17 protein-coding genes are annotated in these 19,452 nt (G+C 70.5%); 9 read left to right on the top strand and 8 right to left on the bottom strand.

Annotated elements, in window-relative coordinates; translation table 11 throughout:
• The first annotated feature begins 10 nt into the window (after positions 1-10).
• Positions 11-3,034 carry a glycosyl hydrolase 53 family protein gene (locus M1D46_RS01775; RefSeq protein ID WP_456286416.1) on the top strand — a complete coding sequence of 1,008 codons (3,024 nt, stop codon included), beginning with the start codon at positions 11-13 and terminating at the stop codon, positions 3,032-3,034.
• A 2-nt stretch (positions 3,035-3,036) separates the two neighbouring features.
• Positions 3,037-3,702: an Ig-like domain repeat protein gene (locus tag M1D46_RS01770; RefSeq protein ID WP_456286415.1), complete on the top strand. Its 666-nt coding sequence runs from the start codon at positions 3,037-3,039 to the stop codon at positions 3,700-3,702.
• Positions 3,703-3,878: 176 nt separating this feature from the next.
• On the opposite strand, the gene M1D46_RS01765 is transcribed toward M1D46_RS01770, so the two are convergent.
• Positions 3,879-4,898, bottom strand: coding sequence for a LacI family DNA-binding transcriptional regulator (locus M1D46_RS01765; protein ID WP_456286414.1), 1,020 nt, complete (start codon positions 4,896-4,898; stop codon positions 3,879-3,881).
• A 160-nt stretch (positions 4,899-5,058) separates the two neighbouring features.
• Here M1D46_RS01765 and M1D46_RS01760 point away from each other — a divergent pair, with 160 nt between their 5' ends.
• The 5 genes from M1D46_RS01760 (at position 5,059) to M1D46_RS01740 (ending at position 10,027) form a co-directional block, all read left to right on the top strand.
• Entirely contained in the window at positions 5,059-6,282 is a 1,224-nt protein-coding gene (locus tag M1D46_RS01760; RefSeq protein WP_324013439.1) for a sugar ABC transporter substrate-binding protein, read from the top strand.
• 62 nt (positions 6,283-6,344) lie between these two features.
• Positions 6,345-7,262, top strand: coding sequence for a carbohydrate ABC transporter permease (locus M1D46_RS01755; protein ID WP_271174185.1), 918 nt, complete (start codon positions 6,345-6,347; stop codon positions 7,260-7,262).
• A 10-nt stretch (positions 7,263-7,272) separates the two neighbouring features.
• Positions 7,273-8,127 carry a carbohydrate ABC transporter permease gene (locus M1D46_RS01750; RefSeq protein ID WP_324013441.1) on the top strand — a complete coding sequence of 285 codons (855 nt, stop codon included), beginning with the start codon at positions 7,273-7,275 and terminating at the stop codon, positions 8,125-8,127.
• Between the two features lie 29 nt (positions 8,128-8,156).
• Complete coding sequence (locus M1D46_RS01745) at positions 8,157-8,930, top strand: ThuA domain-containing protein (protein ID WP_456286413.1); 774 nt, start codon at positions 8,157-8,159, stop codon at positions 8,928-8,930.
• Entirely contained in the window at positions 8,927-10,027 is a 1,101-nt protein-coding gene (locus M1D46_RS01740) for a Gfo/Idh/MocA family protein (protein WP_456286412.1), read from the top strand. Before M1D46_RS01745 ends, M1D46_RS01740 begins: the two co-directional genes overlap by 4 nt.
• Before the next feature lie 149 nt (positions 10,028-10,176).
• On the opposite strand, the gene M1D46_RS01735 is transcribed toward M1D46_RS01740, so the two are convergent.
• Both M1D46_RS01735 and M1D46_RS01730 read right to left on the bottom strand, forming a co-directional pair.
• Positions 10,177-10,950, bottom strand: a complete 774-nt coding sequence (locus M1D46_RS01735; protein ID WP_456286411.1) for a hypothetical protein — start codon at positions 10,948-10,950, stop codon at positions 10,177-10,179.
• A 107-nt stretch (positions 10,951-11,057) separates the two neighbouring features.
• Positions 11,058-11,747, bottom strand: a complete 690-nt coding sequence (locus M1D46_RS01730; protein WP_324013447.1) for a fasciclin domain-containing protein — start codon at positions 11,745-11,747, stop codon at positions 11,058-11,060.
• A 146-nt stretch (positions 11,748-11,893) separates the two neighbouring features.
• Between M1D46_RS01730 and sigK the strand changes: the two genes are divergently transcribed.
• Together sigK and M1D46_RS01720 are read left to right on the top strand one after the other, a co-directional pair.
• Positions 11,894-12,496, top strand: a complete 603-nt coding sequence (gene sigK, locus M1D46_RS01725; protein ID WP_271174179.1) for an ECF RNA polymerase sigma factor SigK — start codon at positions 11,894-11,896, stop codon at positions 12,494-12,496.
• Positions 12,493-13,299 carry an anti-sigma factor gene (locus tag M1D46_RS01720; protein ID WP_456286410.1) on the top strand — a complete coding sequence of 269 codons (807 nt, stop codon included), beginning with the start codon at positions 12,493-12,495 and terminating at the stop codon, positions 13,297-13,299. The genes sigK and M1D46_RS01720 overlap by 4 nt, the downstream gene beginning before the upstream one ends.
• 59 nt (positions 13,300-13,358) lie before the next feature.
• Here the strand turns inward: M1D46_RS01720 and M1D46_RS01715 are convergent, their stop codons facing one another.
• The 5 genes from M1D46_RS01715 to M1D46_RS01695 form a co-directional block, all read right to left on the bottom strand.
• The gene (locus M1D46_RS01715) at positions 13,359-15,068 is read right to left on the bottom strand and encodes a cytochrome c biogenesis protein CcdA (RefSeq protein ID WP_456286409.1); all 1,710 of its coding nucleotides are present in this window, start codon (positions 15,066-15,068) and stop codon (positions 13,359-13,361) included.
• Positions 15,069-15,303: 235 nt separating this feature from the next.
• Positions 15,304-16,092 carry an ABC transporter permease subunit gene (locus M1D46_RS01710; protein WP_456286408.1) on the bottom strand — a complete coding sequence of 263 codons (789 nt, stop codon included), beginning with the start codon at positions 16,090-16,092 and terminating at the stop codon, positions 15,304-15,306.
• Positions 16,089-17,216: an ABC transporter ATP-binding protein gene (locus M1D46_RS01705; protein WP_456286407.1), complete on the bottom strand. Its 1,128-nt coding sequence runs from the start codon at positions 17,214-17,216 to the stop codon at positions 16,089-16,091. The genes M1D46_RS01710 and M1D46_RS01705 overlap by 4 nt, the downstream gene beginning before the upstream one ends.
• A gap of 135 nt (positions 17,217-17,351) precedes the next feature.
• Positions 17,352-18,176 (bottom strand): hypothetical protein, encoded by an 825-nt coding sequence (locus M1D46_RS01700; RefSeq protein WP_456286406.1) that lies wholly within the window; start codon positions 18,174-18,176, stop codon positions 17,352-17,354.
• A gap of 87 nt (positions 18,177-18,263) precedes the next feature.
• Complete coding sequence (locus M1D46_RS01695) at positions 18,264-19,451, bottom strand: MFS transporter (RefSeq protein WP_456286405.1); 1,188 nt, start codon at positions 19,449-19,451, stop codon at positions 18,264-18,266.
• Position 19,452: the final 1 nt, after the last annotated feature.

The following is a 19,452-nucleotide window of genomic DNA, read 5'->3' as shown; positions in this document are numbered from 1 at the left end:
CGCCGGGCCGGTGACCGTGCCCAACGGTGGCTTCGAGGAGTTCACCACTGCCGACAGTTGGGTGGCGGCCGACTGGAACATGACCACGACGGTCTGGGTGACGGATGCCGCGGCTCACAGCGGCACCTATTCGCAGGGCCTGAATCAGTGGAACGACGCCGCGACGCTCTCCCAGACGCTGACCGCGCCCGAGGGCTCGTACGACGTCTCGCTCTTTGTGTGGGCAAACGACAGTCTGGGTGACAGCCGACTCGTGGCGAACGGAGCATCCGTCCCCATCGCCAGCGGCGGGGCGACCCAGATCGACGGGACGAAGACGTGGGACGAGATCCGCGTCGAAGATGTCCCGGTCGGTGCCGACGGTCAGCTCGAGATTCAGATCGTCGTCCCCGAACTGACGTCTTCCACGCTGACGGGCTTCATCGACGATGTGACCGTCGAGCCCGCCACCGACGGTCCGGGTGAGCCCGAGCCGGCGGAGTCTTTCCTCACCGAGCCGGGCTTCGAAGATGGCGGCGCCGCCTGGGACATCGGAGGGGAGCTGCTCGACTCCGGGCGATCCGGCTCCGCGCACGCCGTCCAGCACTCGGAAGCCGGTGGGCACGAGACGTCCCAGGTCGTCGACGGCCTCGCGGACGGGTACTACCGCCTCACCGCCTGGGTGCAGAACGACGGCGGCTTTGATGAGGCCTACATTTTCGCTGCAGGTGGCGGTGACTCCGACGCGAAGACTGCGATACCACGCACGAACTTCGCCTACGACGAAGCCGGCACCTGGAAGCGCACCACGCTTCGCGGCGTGCACGTGACGAGCGGGCAGGTAGAGGTCGGTCTGCGGACGCTGGGAAGCGACGCAGGCTCCGTGCGCATCGACGACCTCGCCCTCGTGAGGGACGACGACCCGTACGAGATGCTCGTCGGCGGCGACATCTCGGCGCTCACTTACACCGAGGACCTCGGCGGCCGGTACTCCGACGCTGCCGGACGGGAGACCGATCCGCTGCAGATCCTCGCTGATAGCGGCTGGAACATCGTCCGCATCCGCGTCTACAACGACCCGGGCAAGGGACGAGGCGACGGCGGCTACTACGTGCCCGAGGGATACGTGGACACGGAGGACGCGCTCGCGCTCTCGCAGCGCGCGAAGGCGGCCGGGCTGCAGATCCAGCTGTCCCTCCACTACAGCGACTACTGGACGAACCCGGGTCTGCAGAAGATCCCACACGAGTGGCAGAGCCTCATCGACGGCAAGACCGATGCCGAAGCCGTTGACATCCTCGAGACGCAGGTCCACGACTTCACGAGCGACGTCTTGCAGCAGATGAACGATCAGGGCACAACCCCGGAGTACGTCTCGCTCGGCAACGAGACCCGTTCGGGCATGCTGTTCCCCTACGGCAGCCTTGCGAACTGGGACAACCTCGGACGGTTCTACAACGCCGGTGCCGCCGCCGTGCGTGAGAAGGCGCCGGACTCGAAGATCATCATCCACCTGGACGACGGCGGCAACACCGCCACGTATCAGTCGTACTTCTCCAACGCCGCCGCGCAGAACGTCGACTACGACATCATCGGCACGTCCTTCTATCCGTACTGGACCAACAAGTCCGCACCTCGCTTCGCGGAGTTCGCGAACACGATCACGCAGCAGTTCGACAAGCCGATGATGATCATGGAGACCGGATTCAACTACCAGGACGAGAAGGGCGCCGGCGGACCGGGGCAGCTCGAGCACATCGGCCCGTACGGTGAGCCGTCGGATGCCTCTCCCGAGCTCCAGCGCGACTTCATGATCGAGCTCTTCAACGAGATGCAGGGCGTCGCCGGCGGCAAGGTCATCGGCGACCTGTACTGGGACCCGATCCAGACGTACGCGGGCGGACAGACGGGGTGGGCCTACTTCGAGTCCACCGACCGGGCCGACATCAACGCGATCGACAACACGACCCTGTTCGACCTCGAGGGCAAGGCGCTGCCCGTCCTCGACGCATACCGACTGAACACGCGCGGTGCGGATACGAGCACCGTCGCTGGCACCGTCACCGACGACGCCGGGCTGCCGGTGACGGGTGCCACCGTCACGCTCGCGACGCCGGGAAGCGACGCACGGACGGCGATGACCAACGAGTACGGCGACTACTACTTCGCCCGCGCGGCGACGGGATCGCACACCGTCACGGCCGAAAAGTCCGGACTCGGGGCGCCCGAAGCCGCGACGGTCTCGGTCACCGCGGGCGCACGCGCCGATCTCGACGTCGTGCTCAGCGGAACCCAGCCCCTGCGCGCCGTGTCCGGAACCATCACCGGCAGCGGCGGCGAGAAAATCGTCGGCGCGCTGATACGGATCACCGGCAACGGGTACGCGTCCAGCCGTCTGGCAGGCGCTGACGGGGTGTTCCGCTTCCCGACCGTCGCTGACGGCACATACACGATGAAGGTCACGCAGGACGGATACGTCGCGAGCACCACGCAGCTGACCGTGTCAGGTTCCAACGTTACCGCGTCCGTGCAGCTGATCGAGGACGTCGGCACGGTGACGGGCACGGTCGTCGGGACCGACGGTCAGCCGCTCAGCGGCGCTGCCGTCCGGATCGGCGAAGCGGAGACAACCACCGGATCAGACGGTGCATTCACCATCGCCGGGGTGCCGTCGGGGCAGGGTCTCGTCGTCACGGCTGCGCAGGTCGGATACCTCGACTCGTTCTCGGCGCCCATCACCGTCGTGCACAGCCAGACGACCTCGGGAGTGCGCATCGAACTGCCGGTCGCGGTGCCGGTCGTCAACGGTAGCTTCGAGACGGCGGGGGCCGACGGAGACGCATCCGCCGAGGGCTGGACACTCACGAGCGAGCCGGCCGGAGCAGTCATCCGGCAGGACCGCCGACCCTTCCAGGGCACCGTGGACGGCTCTTACGCCGTTTCGTTCTGGGCAGCTTCGGCCTATACGGCGGCACCATGCAGGCGGTCCCGGTCACGAAGCCCGGCACCTACACGGTGCGCGCGTATTCGTACTCGGGCGTCACAGGAACGCTGACAATGCAGATCAAGGATGCCGCCGGCGCAGTCCTCGCAGAGAAGACCCTCCCGCGGACCTCTAGCGCACAGCAGGTCGAACTGCTCGCCGATGTCAACGGAAGCTCGTTCACTATCGGCTTCGCGGTCGACGGGCATGCCGGAGACTGGGCGGTCATCGACAAGGTCGAGGCAGGCTTCGTCAGCGCACCCACGACGGAATCGGACACCACCCTCCCCACGGCCGCCATCATCACGCCGGTCGATGGCGCCGTGCTCGCTCGGTCGAACGGCGGCAAGGTATCGGCCACCGCGAAGGACGCCAGCGGACTGGCGCAGGTCACGGCCGACCTATACGACGGCGCGAACGAGCAACTGCTGAAGACGCTCGGGAGTACCGCGTCGATCGACGCGAACGAGTGGTCGGGGCGTTGGTCGCTGCCCACGAAGCTCGTCGACGGCTGGTACACCATCCGCTTCTCGGCGACCGACCTCGCTGGCAACGTGTCGACGGTCACCCGACGCTTCCGCGTGGACAGGAAGCGAACCCATGTCGCGACCATGAGCCCGAAGCCCGGCACTTCCGCCACATCGAAGAATGGACACAAGATCGAGATCACGGTTTCGGACAAGGGCGGCCTCGACATCGTGGGGCCGGTAGATCTGACCGACGTCGACGCGAGCAAGTAGTCGGCTCGGATCCTCCTCGTCGCCAAGGGAGTTGCGGCGGGCCTCGCTGTACCGGGACAAGCTCGCCTGTATTCAGGCACAGAGTGCGATCACCGCAGCCAGACGGAGCGGGTGCGTGAAGCCCTCGGCAACGTGGCGCCCAATGTCGGAAACGAGCATGCGGTCGAGGTGCGCTTCTACAAGCGGCGGGGAGCGCGCGCGACGGAGGCGCCCTCGCCGGGCGTGCAGGGGATGAGCGTCTGCGGCAGCGGCCGGTCGGGCTCGTTGATGCGCTCGATGATCGCGTCGACACCGAGTCGGCCGAGCTCGGCGGCGGGGGAGTCCATGTGGGTGAGGACGGGCTCGGCCATCGAGGCCATGTGCGCGGATGTGCCGATCGAGATGATCGACAGGTCGTCGGGTACCCGCACGCCGTGCTGCGCGAGCCCGATGGCGAGCCCGGGCGCGGCATGCTCGTTCATGAGGACGATCGCGGTCGCGTCGGGGTGGTGCTCCACGAGCTCGGCGGCGAGGAGGCGACCGGCCGCCGAGTTCTCCCCGCAGGTCAGCGTCGTCGCCGTGAGCCCCGACTGCGCCATGGTCTGGAGATACGACTCGCGGGCGCGGGCCACGCCTCCGTGCGCCACGAAGCGCTTCTCGGTCGCGCCGGAGATGTAGAGGATCGACGTGTGGCCGAGCGCGACGAGCTCCTCGATCGCGGTCTCGACCGAGGAAGCGAAGTCGACGTCGACCCAGGCCATCCCCTCCGGATCCTGCGTGCGCCCGATGAGGGCGAAGGGCGTCCGTCCCTCCTTGAGACGGTCGACTCGCCCGTCCTCGAGCTGGACCTCCATGAGGAGCACGCCGTCGACGAGGCCGCTCGCGGTGAGCTCGGTGATCTCCGCGGCCTCGTTGTGGGCGGGCCAGAGCACGAGCGTGTACCCGCGCTCGCGCGCGCGGTCGGCCGCGCTCGTGAAGAACGTCATGGCCGTTCCGCTGAGGTTCCGCTCGAAGGCCGGGTAGAGGAGCGCGATGATGTCGGTCCGCCCGCGGGCGAGGGCGCTGCCGGCGTGGTTGCGCGAGTAGCCGAGCTCGCGCATGGCCGCCTCGACGCGCTCGCGGGTGTGGGGGAGGACCTTCTTCGAGCCGTTCACGACGAAGGAGACCGTCGCGATCGACACGCCCGCGCGCTCCGCGACCTGCTGCATCGTGGCCATCCGATCATCCTCCTCTCCCGAAATCGAGTCGGGGCAAACCGTGGGGTTGACAACTTACCGTTCCCGAACCCATACTCTTTCACACAGCATCTAAGCGCTTAACCGCCCGAAGGGGAAGCGCTGGATCCGCCCCCGCCACCGCGTACGAAGGAGTATCGCCATGCGCACCAGGACCCGCGCTCTCACCGCCACCGCGGCCCTCGCCGCCGTCCCCCTCGCTCTCGCCGCGTGCAGCGGCGGGGCAGGCGGCGGCCAGGGCTCCGGCGACGCCGACACGCTCACCGTGCTCGACTACTACAACAACGAGCCCGACAAGACCCTCGTGCAGGAGGCCCTCGACACGTGCGCCGCCGAGGTCGGCGTCGAGCTGGACCGCGAGACCGTCCCCGGCGCCGACCTCATCCAGACCGTGCTCCAGCGCTCGTCGTCGCGCACGCTGCCCGACGTGCTCATGCTCGACAACCCCGACGTGCAGGAGATCGCCGCGACCGGCGGCCTCGCGCCGCTCAGCGACTTCGACGTCGACACCTCGGGCTTCGCGCAGGGGATCCTCGACGCCGCGACGTACGAGGGCGAGGTCTACGGCATCGGGCCGGCCGTCAACACGCTCGGCCTGTTCTACAACGTGACCGCGCTCGAGGAGGCCGGCATCGAGCCGCCGAAGACGTGGGACGAGCTCAAGGACGCCGCCGCCAAGCTCACGCAGGGCGACCAGTACGGCATCGCGTTCTCGGCCATCGCGAACTACGAGGGCAGCTGGCAGTTCCTGCCGTTCATGTGGACGAACGGCGGCGACGAGACCGACCTCACGAGCCCCGAGGTCGCCGAGGCGCTGCAGCTGTGGGTCGACCTCGTCGAGTCGGGATCCGCCTCGCCGAGCGTCGTCAACTGGAAGCAGGGCGACGTCAAGGACCAGTTCGTCGCGGGCAAGGCCGCGATGATGATCAACGGCCCGTGGCAGATCCCCGCGCTCGCCGAGACCGACGTCGAGTGGGACTCGGTGCAGGTGCCCGTGAACGAGGAGGGCCAGACGCCCGTGGCCCCGCTCGGCGGCGAGGTGTGGACCGTCCCGCAGACCGGCGACGAAGCGAAGCAGGCGAAGGCGGCCGAGTTCGTCGAGTGCATGTCGAGCCCCGACATCTCGATGTCGCTCGCCGAGAGCCGCTACCTCGTGCCGACGCGCACCGACCTCATCGACGACTACGTCGAGCAGGTGCCCGAGATGGCCGCCTTCGCGGAGCAGATCAAGGACGCCCGCGCCCGCACCGGCAAGCTCGGCGAGGACTGGCCGGAGGCCGCCACCGTGATCTACGACGCGATCCAGCTCGCGATCACCGGCAAGGCCACGCCGGCCGAGGCCTTCGAGCAGGCCTCGCAGGGCTGATCCACCACCCGTCGTCCGGCCGGGCGCGCGAGCGCCCGGCCGGCCCGAGGAAGAGGACGCTGATGACCTCGATCCCGTCCACCGCGCGACGTCCGCGCCGACGGCTGCAGCGCGACGACTTCGTCAAGGCGCTCTTCGTGATCCCCGCGGGGGTCTACATCCTGCTGTACTTCGGCTACCCCATCGTCAAGAACCTGATGATGAGCTTCCAGGAGTACACGACCAAGACCTTCTTCACGGGCGAGGCGCCCTGGGTCGGCCTCCAGAACTACGTCACGGCGGTCACGAGCAACCTCTTCTGGCCGGCCATCGTCAACACCCTGCTGTTCACGCTCGGATCGCTCGCTGGCCAGTTCGTGATCGGCCTCGCGCTCGCCGTGTTCTTCCAGAAGCGCTTCCCGCTGAGCGGCTTCATGCGCGCGATGCTCCTGCTGCCCTGGCTGCTCCCGCTCATCGTCGCGAGCGCGACGTGGCGCTCGATCCTCGATCAGGACAGCGGCATCCTCAATCAGTTCCTCACGGCGATCGGGCTGAACGCCGTGCCCTGGCTCACGAGCCCCGACGTCGCGCTCATCGCGGTCATCCTCGTGAACATCTGGGTCGGCATCCCGTTCAACGTGACGCTGCTCTACGGCGGGCTGCAGGACATCCCGGGCGAGCTCTACGAGGCCGCGTCGCTCGACGGCGCCACGGGGTGGAAGGCGTTCTGGCACATCACGCTGCCGAACCTGCGCGCCGTCATCGGCGTCGTGCTCGTGCTCGGCGTCGTCTACACGCTCAAGGTGCTCGACGTGATCCTCGGCCTCACGGGCGGCGGGCCGGCGAACGCGACGCAGACGATCGCCATCCGCTCGTACCAGACCTCGTTCATCGACTTCGAGTTCGGCGTGGGTGCGGCCTTCAGCAACATCCTCATCCTCATCTCGCTCGTGTTCGCGTTCGTGTACCTGCGCGGCACCCGCAAGGCCGTGGACGAGTAAGGAGACGACCATGACCACCGCACTCATCACGGTCGACCCCCGGGCCGCTCGACGGGCCGGCGGCCGGCGTCCGCTCGTCTACACCGCGCTCGGGCTGCTGTTCCTCGGCATCATGCTGTTCCCCGTCTACTGGATGGTGAACGCGTCGCTGCAGCCGTCCGGCAACACGCTCAATGCCGCGCTCATCCCGCTCGAGCCGAGCTTCGCGGGGTACGAGCGCGCGATCGCCGACCAGGGCCGCAACCTCCTCACGAGCCTCATCGTGTCGGTCGGCGCGGTCGTCGTGAGTCTCGGCATCGCGGCGCCGGCCGCGTACGCGCTCGCGCAGTTCCGGTACCGCTGGATCAACATCGCGCTGCTCGTCATCCTCATCGCGCAGATGATCCCCGGCATCGTCATCGCCAACGCGCTCTATGCGGCGTACAACGACCTCGGGCTGCTCAACACCGTCGCGGGGCTCATCCTCGCCGACGCCTCGCACGCGATCCCGTTCGCGATCCTCGTGCTGCGCGCGTTCATGATGAACGTGCACCCTTCGATCATCGAGGCCGCGCGCGTGGATGGCGCTGGCCAGTTCCGCGCGTTCTGGTCGATCGTGCTGCCGGTGTCGAAGAACGCGCTCATCACGGCGGGCCTGTTCGCGTTCCTCTTCGCGTGGAGCGACTTCCTCTTCGCCCTGACGCTCACGACGACGCCCGACATCCGCCCGGTCACGCTCGGCATCTACCAGTACCTCGGCACGCAGGTGTCGAACTGGAGCGCCGTGATGGCGACGGCCGTGCTGTCGTCGCTGCCGGCGATCCTCCTCCTGCTGCTCGCGCAGCGCTACATCGCCGCTGGGGCGATGGGCGGCGCGGTCAAGTAAGCCTCCGGAACCTCTGAAAGGACACATCGATGACGAACAACCCGATCCGCGTGATCGTCTGGGGCGAGAACCGCCACGAGCAGGTGCAGCAGAACGTGCGCGACATCTACCCCGACGGCATGCACACGACGATCAAGGAGGGCATCGAGGAGAACCTCGGCGACCGCGTGTCGGTGCGCACCGTGACCCTCGACGACCCCGAGCACGGCCTCACCGAGGAGGTGCTCGCCGAGACCGACGTGCTCGTGTGGTGGGGGCACGCGGCCCACGGCGAGGTGGCGGACGAGGTCGTCGAGCGCGTGCATCAGCACGTCCTGGCGGGGATGGGCCTGCTCGTGCTTCACTCGGGGCACTGGTCGAAGATCTTCGGGAAGCTCATGGGCACGACGTGCACGCTGCGGTGGCGGTCGAAGGACGACCACGAGATCGTGTGGACGGTCGACCCGACGCACCCGATCGCGCAGGGCGTGCCGCATCCGTTCATCATCCCCGCGCAGGAGATGTACGGGGAGTTCTTCGACGTGCCGGCCCCCGACGAGCTCGTGTTCCTCTCGACGTTCTCGGGCGGCGAGGTGTTCCGCAGCGGCATGACGTACCGTCGCGGCTTCGGCAAGATCTTCTACTTCAGCCCGGGCGATCAGGACTACCCCGTGTACCACCAGGCCGAGGTGCGCAAGGTCATCGCGAACGGCGTCGCATGGGCGCAGACTCTTCGTCCGGAGCGCTCGGTGCCGACGCTGCTGCGGTACGAGACCGAGGACTTCTACAACGGACGCGGCTACGAAGGGGCGATGCACAATTGACCGGCCAATCAGATGGCCGCCTGCGCGTCGTGCAGGTCGGGGCCGGCGGGATGGGCCGGGCCTGGATCGGGGCGATCACCGCCTCGGATGAGACGGAGCTCGTCGGCCTCGTCGACCTCAACATGACGACCGCGCACGACGCGCTCGCCGACGCGGGCCTGACCGACGTCGCGGTGGGCACGTCGGCGGCCGAGGTCGCGCGCGCGGTCAGCGCCGACGTCGTCGTGAACGTCACGGTGCCCGTCGCCCACCTGCCCGTGAACGTCGAGGCGCTCGCCGCGGGCTACCCCGTGCTGTGCGAGAAGCCGGCGGCGCCGACCGTCTCGGACGCCCTCCGCCAGGCGGCCGCCGCCGAGGTGCACGGCCGCCTGCTCATGATCAGCCAGTCGCGCCGGTACTTCGACGGGCTGCGCGCCCTCAAGCGGCAGACCGAGCGGCTCGGCGAGATCGGCGCCGTGACGACCGACTTCTTCCGGGCACCGCACTTCGGCGGCTTCCGCGAGGAGATGGAGCACGTGCTCCTCGTCGACATGGCCATCCACCAGTTCGACGCCGCGCGGTATCTCATCGGCCGCGACCCGGTCGCGGTGTACGCCGAGGAGTACAACCCGAGCTGGAGCTGGTACCGCGGCGACGCGAACGCCGTCGCGGTCTTCGAGTTCGAGGGCGGGGCGCGCTACACCTACAGCGGGAGCTGGTGCGCGCCGGGGCTCGAGACCTCCTGGAACGGCCGGTGGCGCATCAGCGGCGAGGCCGGATCGGCCGAGTGGGATGGCGACGGCGCGCCGCGCGCGGAGATCGGCGTCGGGTCGGTGGAGCAGGAGCTCGACACGGCTCCCGAGCAGATCGAGGGCTCGCTCGCCGAGTTCGTGGCCGCCGTGCGCGCGGGGGAGACGCCCTCGACCGACGCCCGGTCGAACGTCGCGAGCCTCGCGATGGTGGAGGCGGCGGTGCGCTCGGCCTCGACGGGCCGCCGCGTGCGCATCGCGACGGTGATCGAGGAGGCGTACGAGGCCGCGCTCGTCGACGAGAAGGATGACGCGGTGCGCGAGGTCCTCGAGCGCTGGCGCGCCGAGGTGCTCCTTCCCCGTCGGTGAGCGATGTTTCGACGCGGTCGTTGAGGGAGCTCGTCTTTCTCGGTCGTTGAGGGAGCTCGTCTTTCTCGGTCGTTGAGCGATGTCTCGACTCGGTCGCTGCGCTCCCTCGCTCGACACGGGTCTCCGCGAGTCGAAACGCCGATCTCGGCTCAGCCCGTCGGGGCCGTGATCTCGACGGGCTGACCGAGCCGCTCGAAGGTCTGCGTCACGGTTCCGGCGAAGCCGTGCACGGTGAGGGCGACCTCGGCGCTCAGCGGCGTCGCATCGGACGCCAGGCGGAGGACGAACGTGTCGACGTCGACCTCGTTCCAGCGGAACGGCGCGGTGCTCGCGATGCGGTAGACGCCCGCGGCGGCCGGCTCTGCGGCCACCTCCCACGCGGGGCTCGCCGCGATGAGCTCGGCGATCGCCCGCGGATCCGAGAACGGGGCCGCGTAGTCGGCGGCCTCGGCGGCGATCTGCTGGTCGCGGTCGTCGGATGACGCGTCGGCCTCGACGGCGCCGTCGCCGCGGTCGAGCCAGTGCGCGCCGTCGACGAACCAGAGGTCGAACGGGATGTCGGTGCCTCCCGTGCCGTCGAGGTGGAAGGCATAGTCGGGCTCGAAGGTGAAGTCCACCGTCCCGCGGAGCATCGGGCCGCTGAGGCTGATCCGCCCGGACCCCTGCGCGACGAGGACGTCCTGCACGCAGGCACCGAGGTCCGCTCCGTCGACGGTCGCGCCCGCCTCGATCCCCGCGCACGAGTCGGGCGCGGTCCATCCGCTCGGAGTGGGCGTCGGCGTCACCGTGGCCGGCGCGGTCTCCGCCGTCGGCGAGGGTGCGGCGGTCTCCTCGGGCGCCGTCTCGTGGGGCGGCGTCTGGGCCGCGCAGCCCGCGATCGCGGCGGCGAGAGCGAGAGCGGCGGCTGCGCGTGCGACCTTCATGGTCGGAGGATACTCGGCGCACTCGGGCGCAGACGCAGAGGCTCCTGGGTGCGCGGCGGGCGGCCGGGCTCGCGCCCGACCGCCCGCTGTCCCTCCCCCCTCGGACGTCACTGCGCGGGCATGAGCACCGTGTCGACGAGGTAGACCGTCGCGTTGGCGGTCTGGACGCCGCCGCAGATGACGGTCGCGTCGTTCACCATGAGGGCGTCGCCCGAGCCGGTCACCTCGAGGTCGGAGCCCTGAACGGTCGTGTGGGTGCCGGCGATCGCGTCGGGAGCGATCTGGCCGGGGACGACGTGGTAGGTGAGGATCGACGTCAGCAGGTCGGCGTCGGTGCTGAGCGTCTCGATCGTGGCCTCGTCGATCTGCGCGAACGCGTCGTCGACGGGGGCGAAGACCGTGAACTCGTCGCCGTTGAGCGTGTCGACGAGGTTCACGTCGGGGTTCAGCTCTCCCGACACGGCCGAGACGAGGGTCGTCAGCAGCGGGTTGTTCGACGCCGCGACCGCGACGGGGTCGGCGGACATGCCCTCGATCGAGCCCGCGCCATCCGGCACCGCCTCGGCGTAGTCGGCGCAGCCGGGCCCGACGAGGTTCGCGGCCGGGTCGGCCATCGTCTCGGGGCTCTCCTCGGGGGTCGTCTCCTCGGGCGCGGCCGACTCCTCGACCATGCCGGAATCGCCCGACGTCGGCTCCTCCTCGGCGGTGGTGGCGCCGCTGCTGCAGGCGGCGAGGCCGAAGACGGCGACGAGCGACAGGACGGCAGCGCCGGCGAACGTGGACTTCTTCGTGGACATGGCGTTCTCCTCTTCAACGGTGGGTGCCCCGAGGGGCGGTGCCTCTCGGCTTTCACGACGTATTCGGGGTGGTCGGCGAATCGGATGGGTCGATCTCGAAATCGCGTCGGGATGGCCCGCGGACCGCCTCGTGACGGGGATGCGGCATGCTTGTGGGCATGGTGATCGACGGCGTCGAGGTGGGCGAGCACGCCGACGGACCCGTCGACCACGTCGCGGACCTCCTCGTGCGCATCGCGGACGGCGATCAGGGCGCCTTCGCGTCGCTCTACGACATGCTCTCGGGCCGGGTCTTCGGCCTCATCCTGCGGGTGCTCGTGGATCGCGCGCAGAGCGAGGAGGTGCTGCAGGAGGTCTTCCTGGAGATCTGGCAATCCGCCGCGCGCTTCTCTCCGAACAGAGGTCAGGGGAGGACATGGGTCCTCACCATCGCGCACGGCCGAGCGGTCGACCGCGTGCGATCCGCGCAGGCGAGCACCGACCGGGATGTTCGCGTGGGCTTCCGGGACCTCGGAGTGCCGTTCGACGGGGTCGCCGAGGATGTGGAGCTCCGGATGGAGGGACGACGCGTCGTCGAGGCGCTCCAGAGCCTGCCGGAGGCGCAGCGCGAGGCGCTCACCCTCGCGTACTACGGGGGATACTCGCAGAGCGAGATCGCGGCCATGACCGCGACGCCGCTCGGAACGGTGAAGACGAGGATGCGCGACGGGCTGTCGCGCCTGAGGACCTGGATGGGGGTGCCGGCATGACCGAGAAGGATCTCGACGAGCTGCTCGCCGGCCGCGCCCTCCACGCGCTGTCGCCCGAGGATGCCGCCCGGCTGGAGCAGGCGCTCGCCGCGGATCCCGCGCTGCGCGCCCGTGCGCAGCGCGATGAGGAGACCGCCGCGCTGCTCGCCGATGCGACGCCCGAGGTCGCGCCGCCCGCCGCCATCCGGGACCAGCTGCTCGCGCGGATCGCCGGAGCCGCGGCTCCCGCGGACGTGACCCCCGAGCAGAGCGCCGATGCGCCCGCCCAGCCCGCGGGGTCCCGGGCGGGCGAGGCCGTCGAGCCCGCGGCATCCGCGCCTGCGGAGCCCGCGCCATCCGCGCCTGCGCGCCCGGGCCGTCGCCGCTGGTTCGCGCTCGCGGCCTCCGTCGCCGTCGTCGCGGCGGTCGGCCTCTCGGCGCTCACGATCGGGCGCCTGCTCGACCGGCCCGACGCCGTCGTGGCGCTCGAGCAGATCGCGCAGGCCGACGACGGACAGGTGCTCGAGGGCGAGCTGCCGGGCGGGGGCGCGATCGAGATGCACTGGTCGCACTCGGTCGGCGAGGTCGTGGTGCTCGCCGATGAGGCGCCGGCGCTCGACGAGGGCCGCCAGTACGAGCTCTGGCTCGTGCGCGGAGACGAGCCGCTCCCGGCGGGGGTGTTCGACGGCGGCGTCGACGAGCCGCTCCTGCTCGACGGAGAGCTGGCACCCGGCGACGTCGTCGCCGTGACGATCGAGCAGGAGGGCGGGTCGCCGACCGGCGTCCCGACGACCGAGCCGATCGCCGTGATGCCGACCGATTGAGCGACGCGACGGGAGCGGAGGACGGCCCCGGGGCCATCCGCCGCTCCCGTGCCCGCGGCTCAGCCGAACGTGAAGGAGTAGACCTCCACGCCCGGATCGACCGTCACCTCGATCTCGCCTTCGCGCGCGTCGCCGCTGCGCAGCTCGTAGGAGCGCGGCGTGCCGGAGATCGCGATCTCCTCGGGGGCTCCGCCGTCGACGCGTGCGGTGATGCTCCCCTCTCCCGCGAGGACGATGCGCACCTCGCTCGCGGAGTAGGCGAGGCGGATGGTCGCGGGCGCCTCGGCCGGGGTCGCGAACTGGGTCTCGATGGTCCAGGAGCCCTCGAGAGCGAACGTGTCGCGGGGCTGCTCGTCGGGGAGGGCGAAGCGGGCCGTGCCGCCCGTGTACGGTGTGGCGCCCGCGTAGTTGACGTCCTTCGTCCAGCCGAGGAACGTCTCGGGCGTGCGATCGGGATCGACGGGGGTGCGGTCGTCGACGGCGGTCGGCTCAGGGAGTGCGACCGCGGGGTCGGCATCGACGAGCAGCTCGCGGATCATCCGCTCGGTCGCGGCGTAGTTGCCCTCGCCGAACGAGATGTGCCGGACCGTCCCGTCGGCGTCGATGAGGTAGTGGGCCGGCCAGTACCGATTGCGGTAGTTCGTCCACGTCGCGAGGTCGTTGTCGAGGGCGACCGGGTAGGAGATGCCGAAGGCGTCGGCGCCCGCCTGCACGTTGGCCGCGTCCTTCTCGAACGCGTACTCGGGCGAGTGCACGCCGATGACCCGCAGCCCCGCGTCGCGGTACGCTGCATCCCACGCGACGACGTGGGGGATGCTGCGCTGGCAGTTGATGCACGAGTAGGCCCAGAAGTCGATGAGCACGACCTCGCCGCGGAGGCTCTCGAGGTCGACGGGAGCGCCGCCCGGGGTGTTCAGCCACTGCTCGATCCCGCGGATCGAGGGCGCCGTGCCGCAGGACTCGAGCTCGTCGGCTCCGTTGGTGCACTGATCGAGATCGCGGTTCTCGTCGGTGACGATGCCGCCGAGGTCGAGCGCGTCCTGCACGCCCTCATCCTCGGCGAGCTGCTGCTGGAGCGTCGAGGTGTAGTCGGGCACGAGCCGCTGGAGCGCGGCCGGGACATCGAGCACGAGGCCCACCGCGAGGGCGAGCATGGCGACGCCGGCCGCGATCCGCAGTCCGCGCTCGCGGCGGCGGAAGGCGCGGATGCGCTCGATGACGCCGCGCCCCGCGAGCGCGAACAGCAGGAGCGGGATGGCCACGCCGACCGCGAACGCGATCGTCAGGACGACGGTCTCGGGGCCGATGCGGCCGGTCGACCCCGCGACGATGATCGCCGCGAGCACCGGGCCCGCGCAGGGCACGAAGACCGTGCCGAGCGCGAGCCCGACGGCGAACCCGTTGCGGCGGTTCGAGACCTCGCGCTGGGGCAGCCAGGTGAACGGCTTCTCGAGGAGCCGCTCGAACGCGGGCACGAGCAGCCCGAGGCCGATGAGCGCCAGCAGCGCGATGCCGACCCAGCGGATGACGCCCTGGGGCAGGCCGAGCGCGCCGAGCGCGAGGGATCCGAGCAGGGTCACGAGCGTGAAGCTCGTCATGAGGCCGAGCACGACCAGGTAGGGGCGCCAGCGCGAGACGCTGCCGTCGTCGGCGCCGCTCCGGGCGGACTGCGCCCCGCCCGTGAGGAAGATGACGGGCAGCACGGGGAGGATGCACGGCGAGATCCCCGTGATCAGTCCGCCGAGGAACCCGATGATGGCCAGTGACATGTGCGCTTCCCTTCTCCGCTGACTCCTCTTCGTGGCGGGAGGTCGAGCGGATTGGGCGGGGGCGGGACACAGTGCAGGAGATCTGCGAGCGCGCGCTGAGGGGAGCCGCGAGATTACGCGAGGTCCGGGTTCGGGCAGCCCGGCTTCTCCTGCGTTGTGTCCCGCTTCCCGCGGGGGCGGCTCTGCGTGTCCCGCTTCCAGCGGTGCGGCTGTGCGTGTCTCGCTTCCCGCGGGGTCAGCCGCGCAGGTCGCGCCGCGTGAGCGCGACCACGCTCCCCGCGAGGAGCAGCACGACGCCGATCCACAGCGGCCAGAGGCCATCCGTCCATCCCTCGCGGAGCGGGCTCTCGTGATAGGCCCACGAGTACGGGGAGAGGGCGCGGAGCGCGTCGAAGTCGTCGTTCTGGTTGGCGACGCCGTTGAAGAGGAACGCCGCCGCCGCGACGAGCGCACCCGCACTCGTCGCCCACGCGCGACGGCCGAAGAGGGAGCCGACGAGCAGCGCGACCCCGCCGCTGAAGAGCCACAGCCCGATCGCGGCGAGCGTCTGCGGGATGACGTTCTCGCGCGCGAGGTCGAGTTCGAACGGCGAGTTCACGGCGAGCAGCAGGCACCCCGAGTAGACGCCGAGCCACGCGAGCCGTGCGACGAGGGCGAGCACCTGCCCGGCGACGTAGCCCGTGCGCGAGATGCCGTGGGCGAGGTCGAGCTCGAGGCGCCCCTGCTCCTCGGCGCCCGCGACCGCGGCGGAGCCCCAGCCGATCGCGGCGACCGTCGGCAGAACGAATCCGAGGATGCCGTAGAACGTCGCCTGCGCGTAGCCCGCGCCCGACGTGATCTGGTCGAAGCCGAGGGTGTTCACGAGCGAGGGCGGCAGGGTCTCGAGCATCTGCATCATCTGCCCGTCGATGCCGATGCTCGGGTAGAGCGAGAGGTAGAGCATCATCACGGCGGTGAGCGCGAGCGTCCAGACGAGGAGGCCGCGCCACGACTCGGCGAGCGTGCGGATGAACACGGGGATCATCGCGCGCCTCCCTCGTGCTGGACCGGCCCGGCGGAGGGCAGGTCTCCGGACGAGGCGGCTCCGGATGGCTGTCGCCGGCGGTCGCGTCGGAGGCGCGGCGGATCGGATGGTGCGGGTGCGGGTGCGGGTGCGGGTGCGGATGGCGGCGGGTCCGCGGGCGCGGATGAGGGCGGCGTCGCCGGTCGGCGGGACCGGGCGGCTTCTGCGCCCGCTCCCTCGCCGTACAGCCGCAGCACGGATTCCTCGAGGTCGGGCTCCTCGAGGGTGAGGTCGACGACGCGGAACCGGGCGAGCACCTTCACGATCGGGTCGACGTCACCCTCGATCGTGACCGCCACGCGGACATGGCCCGTGCCATCCGTCACCTCGAGGTCATGCAGGGTCGTCTCCGCGCCGGTCCGGCCGAGCGCGTCCCGCACCGATGCGACCGAGGCGTCTGCGATGCCCGCGCGCATGCGGCGCACGGCGCCGAGGCGCAGCGAGGCGACGTCGCCCGCCGCGACGACGCGGCCCGCACTCAGGACGGCGACCTCATCGGCCGCCTGCTGGATCTCGCTCAGCACGTGCGAGCTCAGCAGGATCGTCTGCCCGCGGTCGCGCGCCTCGCGCACGAGCTGCAGGAACGCCCGCTGCACGAGCGGGTCGAGGCCGCTCGTCGGCTCGTCGAGGATGAGCAGCTCGGGCTCGTGCATGAACGCCTGCACGAGCCCGAGCTTCTGCTTGTTGCCCTTCGAGAGGGTGCGGACGCGGCGGTCGAGATCGAGCCCGAGCCGGTCGGCGAGCTCGTCGATCCGCCCGGCTCGCACGGGGCCGGAGACCTTCGCGTAGAAGTCGAGCATCCCGCGCCCGGTCGTGCGGCCATCCAGCCGCAGTTCGCCGGGGACGTAGCCGATGCGGCGGCGCAGCGCGGGGCCGCCGTGCTGCGGGTCCTCGCCGAGCACGCGGACCTCGCCTCCGGATGGCCGGATGACGTCGAGCAGGATGCGCAGCGTCGTGGTCTTGCCGGCGCCGTTCGGGCCGATGAGCCCGAACACGGTGCCGGGCTCGACCCGCAGGTCGAGGGAGTGCAGGGCCGTGTGCTGCCCGTACCGCTTGTGGAGCGCCTTCGTCTCGATCGCCACCATGTGCCTCAACGTAGCGCCGTGCCGGCCGCAGCCAAAGGGTCGCGAGCGCGCGTCCGCTCAATGCCACAGCACGGCGACCGCGATCTCGACGTGCGCGGGCTCGCGGTCGTCGTCGAGGTGGTGCCGCAGGAGGGCTCAGGCCTCGGGCGCCGGCGGGCGCAGGGGTGTCCGCTCGGGCCGCGCCGGGGCCTTCGGGGTCTCTCGGGGCTTCGGGGTCGCGGCAGGGCGCCCGGCCTCGAGTTCAGGGGCGACCTGCTTCTCGAGCACCTCGACCGCGTCGTCGGAGAGGACGATCAGCCCGTCGAGCTCCTCGCGCACGCGCTTGTACGCGATCTGGCGCTCGGCCGCTGTGGCCGACTGGTCGACCGCGGTGCGGAGGAGCTGTTGTGCGCGGTCGAGGCGTCGGCGCTCGTCCTCGGTGAAGCCGCTGTCGCGCACGCGTCGGGCATCCTGCTCGGCGATGTCGAACGCGACCTCGAAGTCGTGCACGGCGTCGCGGTACTCCGCGAGCGTCGCCGCATCGATCTTGACGTCCGCGGACGCTGGGCGGAGGCCATCCGCCACCTTCTTCGCCCGCAGGAAGGCGGCCGTCAGCGGCTGGCGGCCGTCGCTCATCGTCGGGAACGCGATGAGCTTCGCGACGTCGAGCTCGTAGTCGAGCCAGCGGTGCATGACCTCGTCGTGCGTCGCCATGAGGCGCGCGAGCCTGGCCTGCCGGCTCGCCGCGTCGTCGGCCTCGATGTCTTCGGCGGGGCCATCCTGCGCCTTCGACGCCTTGAGCTGCGCCCGCGCCTGCATCTCGACCGCACGGGCTTCGCTCTTCGCCTTGATCAGCTCGAGGCGGCGCTTGTGACGCTCCTTCGACTGCTTGGACCACCATCCGCCGAAGCCGCTGGCGACGCCCATGAATGGGAAGACGAGCCACCAGTAGTCGCCGAGGAAGTCGAGGAGGGGTTGCACGCGTCCATGCTAGGCGCGGGGCTCCCTCGTGGGGAGCGGCCCTCGAGCCCCGCGCCTCTGGGGGACATGCCCCGGGGAGGCGTCGGGTCAGAGGGCGAGCGAGCGTCGGCGCTGGAGGGTCCAGACGACCAGGGCGAACGCGAGGATGGCCGCGGCGGCGACCATGACGAGCGGCCACCCGCCGAGATCCCACAGTGCGACCGCGAGCGTCGAGCCAACCGACCCGCCGAGGAAGTTTCCCACCACGAACACCGTGTTCAGCCGGCTGCGCGCCGACGGATCGATGGCGAGCATGCGGGTCTGGGTGAGGACCATGACCGACTGCACGCCGATCGAGTACAGGGCGATCGACGCCATCACCGCGATGAGCGAGTGCGGCGCGACTCCCGACACGGCGAAGGCGAGGATGGCCAGCACGAGACCCGCGCCGATCGCCGGCACGGCGAGTCCGCGGTCGTAGAGGCGCCCCACGAGCTGCGCCGCGACCGCGCCGCCGATCCCGACGAGGTTGACGAGGCCGATCTGGGTCGCGGAGAAGCCGAAGGGCTCGGTCGAGAGGAGGAGGGTGAGCGCCGTCCAGAAGAGCGTGAAGCTCGCCATCGCCGCCGCGCCGATGAGCCCCACCGCCCGCGCGGTCGCGCTCACGAGGTGCGTGCGCAGCACCGATGCCAGGAGCGCGGGGTAGGACACCCGCGCTCGCGGCTCGAGCCGGGGCAGCGAGCGCCACATGACGAACGCGAGCACGACCATGACGAGCGCGATGAGGGCGTAGAGCGCGCGCCATCCGATGAGGTCGGTCGCGATGCCGCTCACCGCGCGCGCGATCATGATGCCGAGCAGCAGCCCCGAGGCGACGGTGCCGAGCACGCGCCCTCGCTGCGCGTCGGTCGCGAGGTCGCCTGCGAGCGGCGCCAGGAACTGCCCCGACACCGTGCTCACGCCCACGAGACCGAGCGTCGCGAGCAGGATCGGGAAGGTCGGTGCGAGGGCACTCAAGCCGAGCATCGCGGCGGCGAGCAGCATGAAGAGCGGGATGGCGCGCCGGCGGTCGACGACGTCGCCGAGCGGGACGAGGAAGAACACGCCGACGGCGTAGCCGAGCTGGGTGACCGTGATGATGAGGCCCGCGGTGCTCGCGGAGACGCCGACGTCCGCGCCGATCACGTCGAGAATCGGCTGCGCCCAGTAGAGGTTGCCGACGGCGGCGCCCGCCGCGACGGCGAACAGGAGCGTCGCGCCGGCGGACATCCCTCGGGGGCTGGCTGACTCGGTCATG

This window comes from Microbacterium sp. JZ70 (assembly GCF_053903225.1).
This window is presented reverse-complemented; position numbering and strand designations above follow the sequence as displayed.

Excerpts from the sequence above, each read along its gene's own strand:
- M1D46_RS01710 (WP_456286408.1), bottom strand. The coding sequence starts at position 16,092 with ATGATCCCCGTGTTCATCCGCACGCTCGCCGAGTCGTGGCGCGGCCTC.
- M1D46_RS01705 (WP_456286407.1), bottom strand. The coding sequence starts at position 17,216 with ATGGTGGCGATCGAGACGAAGGCGCTCCACAAGCGGTACGGGCAGCAC.
- M1D46_RS01755 (WP_271174185.1), top strand. The coding sequence starts at position 6,345 with ATGACCTCGATCCCGTCCACCGCGCGACGTCCGCGCCGACGGCTGCAG.
- sigK (WP_271174179.1), top strand. The coding sequence starts at position 11,894 with ATGCTTGTGGGCATGGTGATCGACGGCGTCGAGGTGGGCGAGCACGCC.
- M1D46_RS01765 (WP_456286414.1), bottom strand. The coding sequence starts at position 4,898 with ATGGCCACGATGCAGCAGGTCGCGGAGCGCGCGGGCGTGTCGATCGCG.
- M1D46_RS01730 (WP_324013447.1), bottom strand. The coding sequence starts at position 11,747 with ATGTCCACGAAGAAGTCCACGTTCGCCGGCGCTGCCGTCCTGTCGCTC.
- M1D46_RS01745 (WP_456286413.1), top strand. The coding sequence starts at position 8,157 with ATGACGAACAACCCGATCCGCGTGATCGTCTGGGGCGAGAACCGCCAC.
- M1D46_RS01735 (WP_456286411.1), bottom strand. The coding sequence starts at position 10,950 with ATGAAGGTCGCACGCGCAGCCGCCGCTCTCGCTCTCGCCGCCGCGATC.
- M1D46_RS01750 (WP_324013441.1), top strand. The coding sequence starts at position 7,273 with ATGACCACCGCACTCATCACGGTCGACCCCCGGGCCGCTCGACGGGCC.
- M1D46_RS01770 (WP_456286415.1), top strand. The coding sequence starts at position 3,037 with ATGCAGATCAAGGATGCCGCCGGCGCAGTCCTCGCAGAGAAGACCCTC.
- M1D46_RS01715 (WP_456286409.1), bottom strand. The coding sequence starts at position 15,068 with ATGTCACTGGCCATCATCGGGTTCCTCGGCGGACTGATCACGGGGATC.
- M1D46_RS01695 (WP_456286405.1), bottom strand. The coding sequence starts at position 19,451 with ATGACCGAGTCAGCCAGCCCCCGAGGGATGTCCGCCGGCGCGACGCTC.
- M1D46_RS01760 (WP_324013439.1), top strand. The coding sequence starts at position 5,059 with ATGCGCACCAGGACCCGCGCTCTCACCGCCACCGCGGCCCTCGCCGCC.
- M1D46_RS01720 (WP_456286410.1), top strand. The coding sequence starts at position 12,493 with ATGACCGAGAAGGATCTCGACGAGCTGCTCGCCGGCCGCGCCCTCCAC.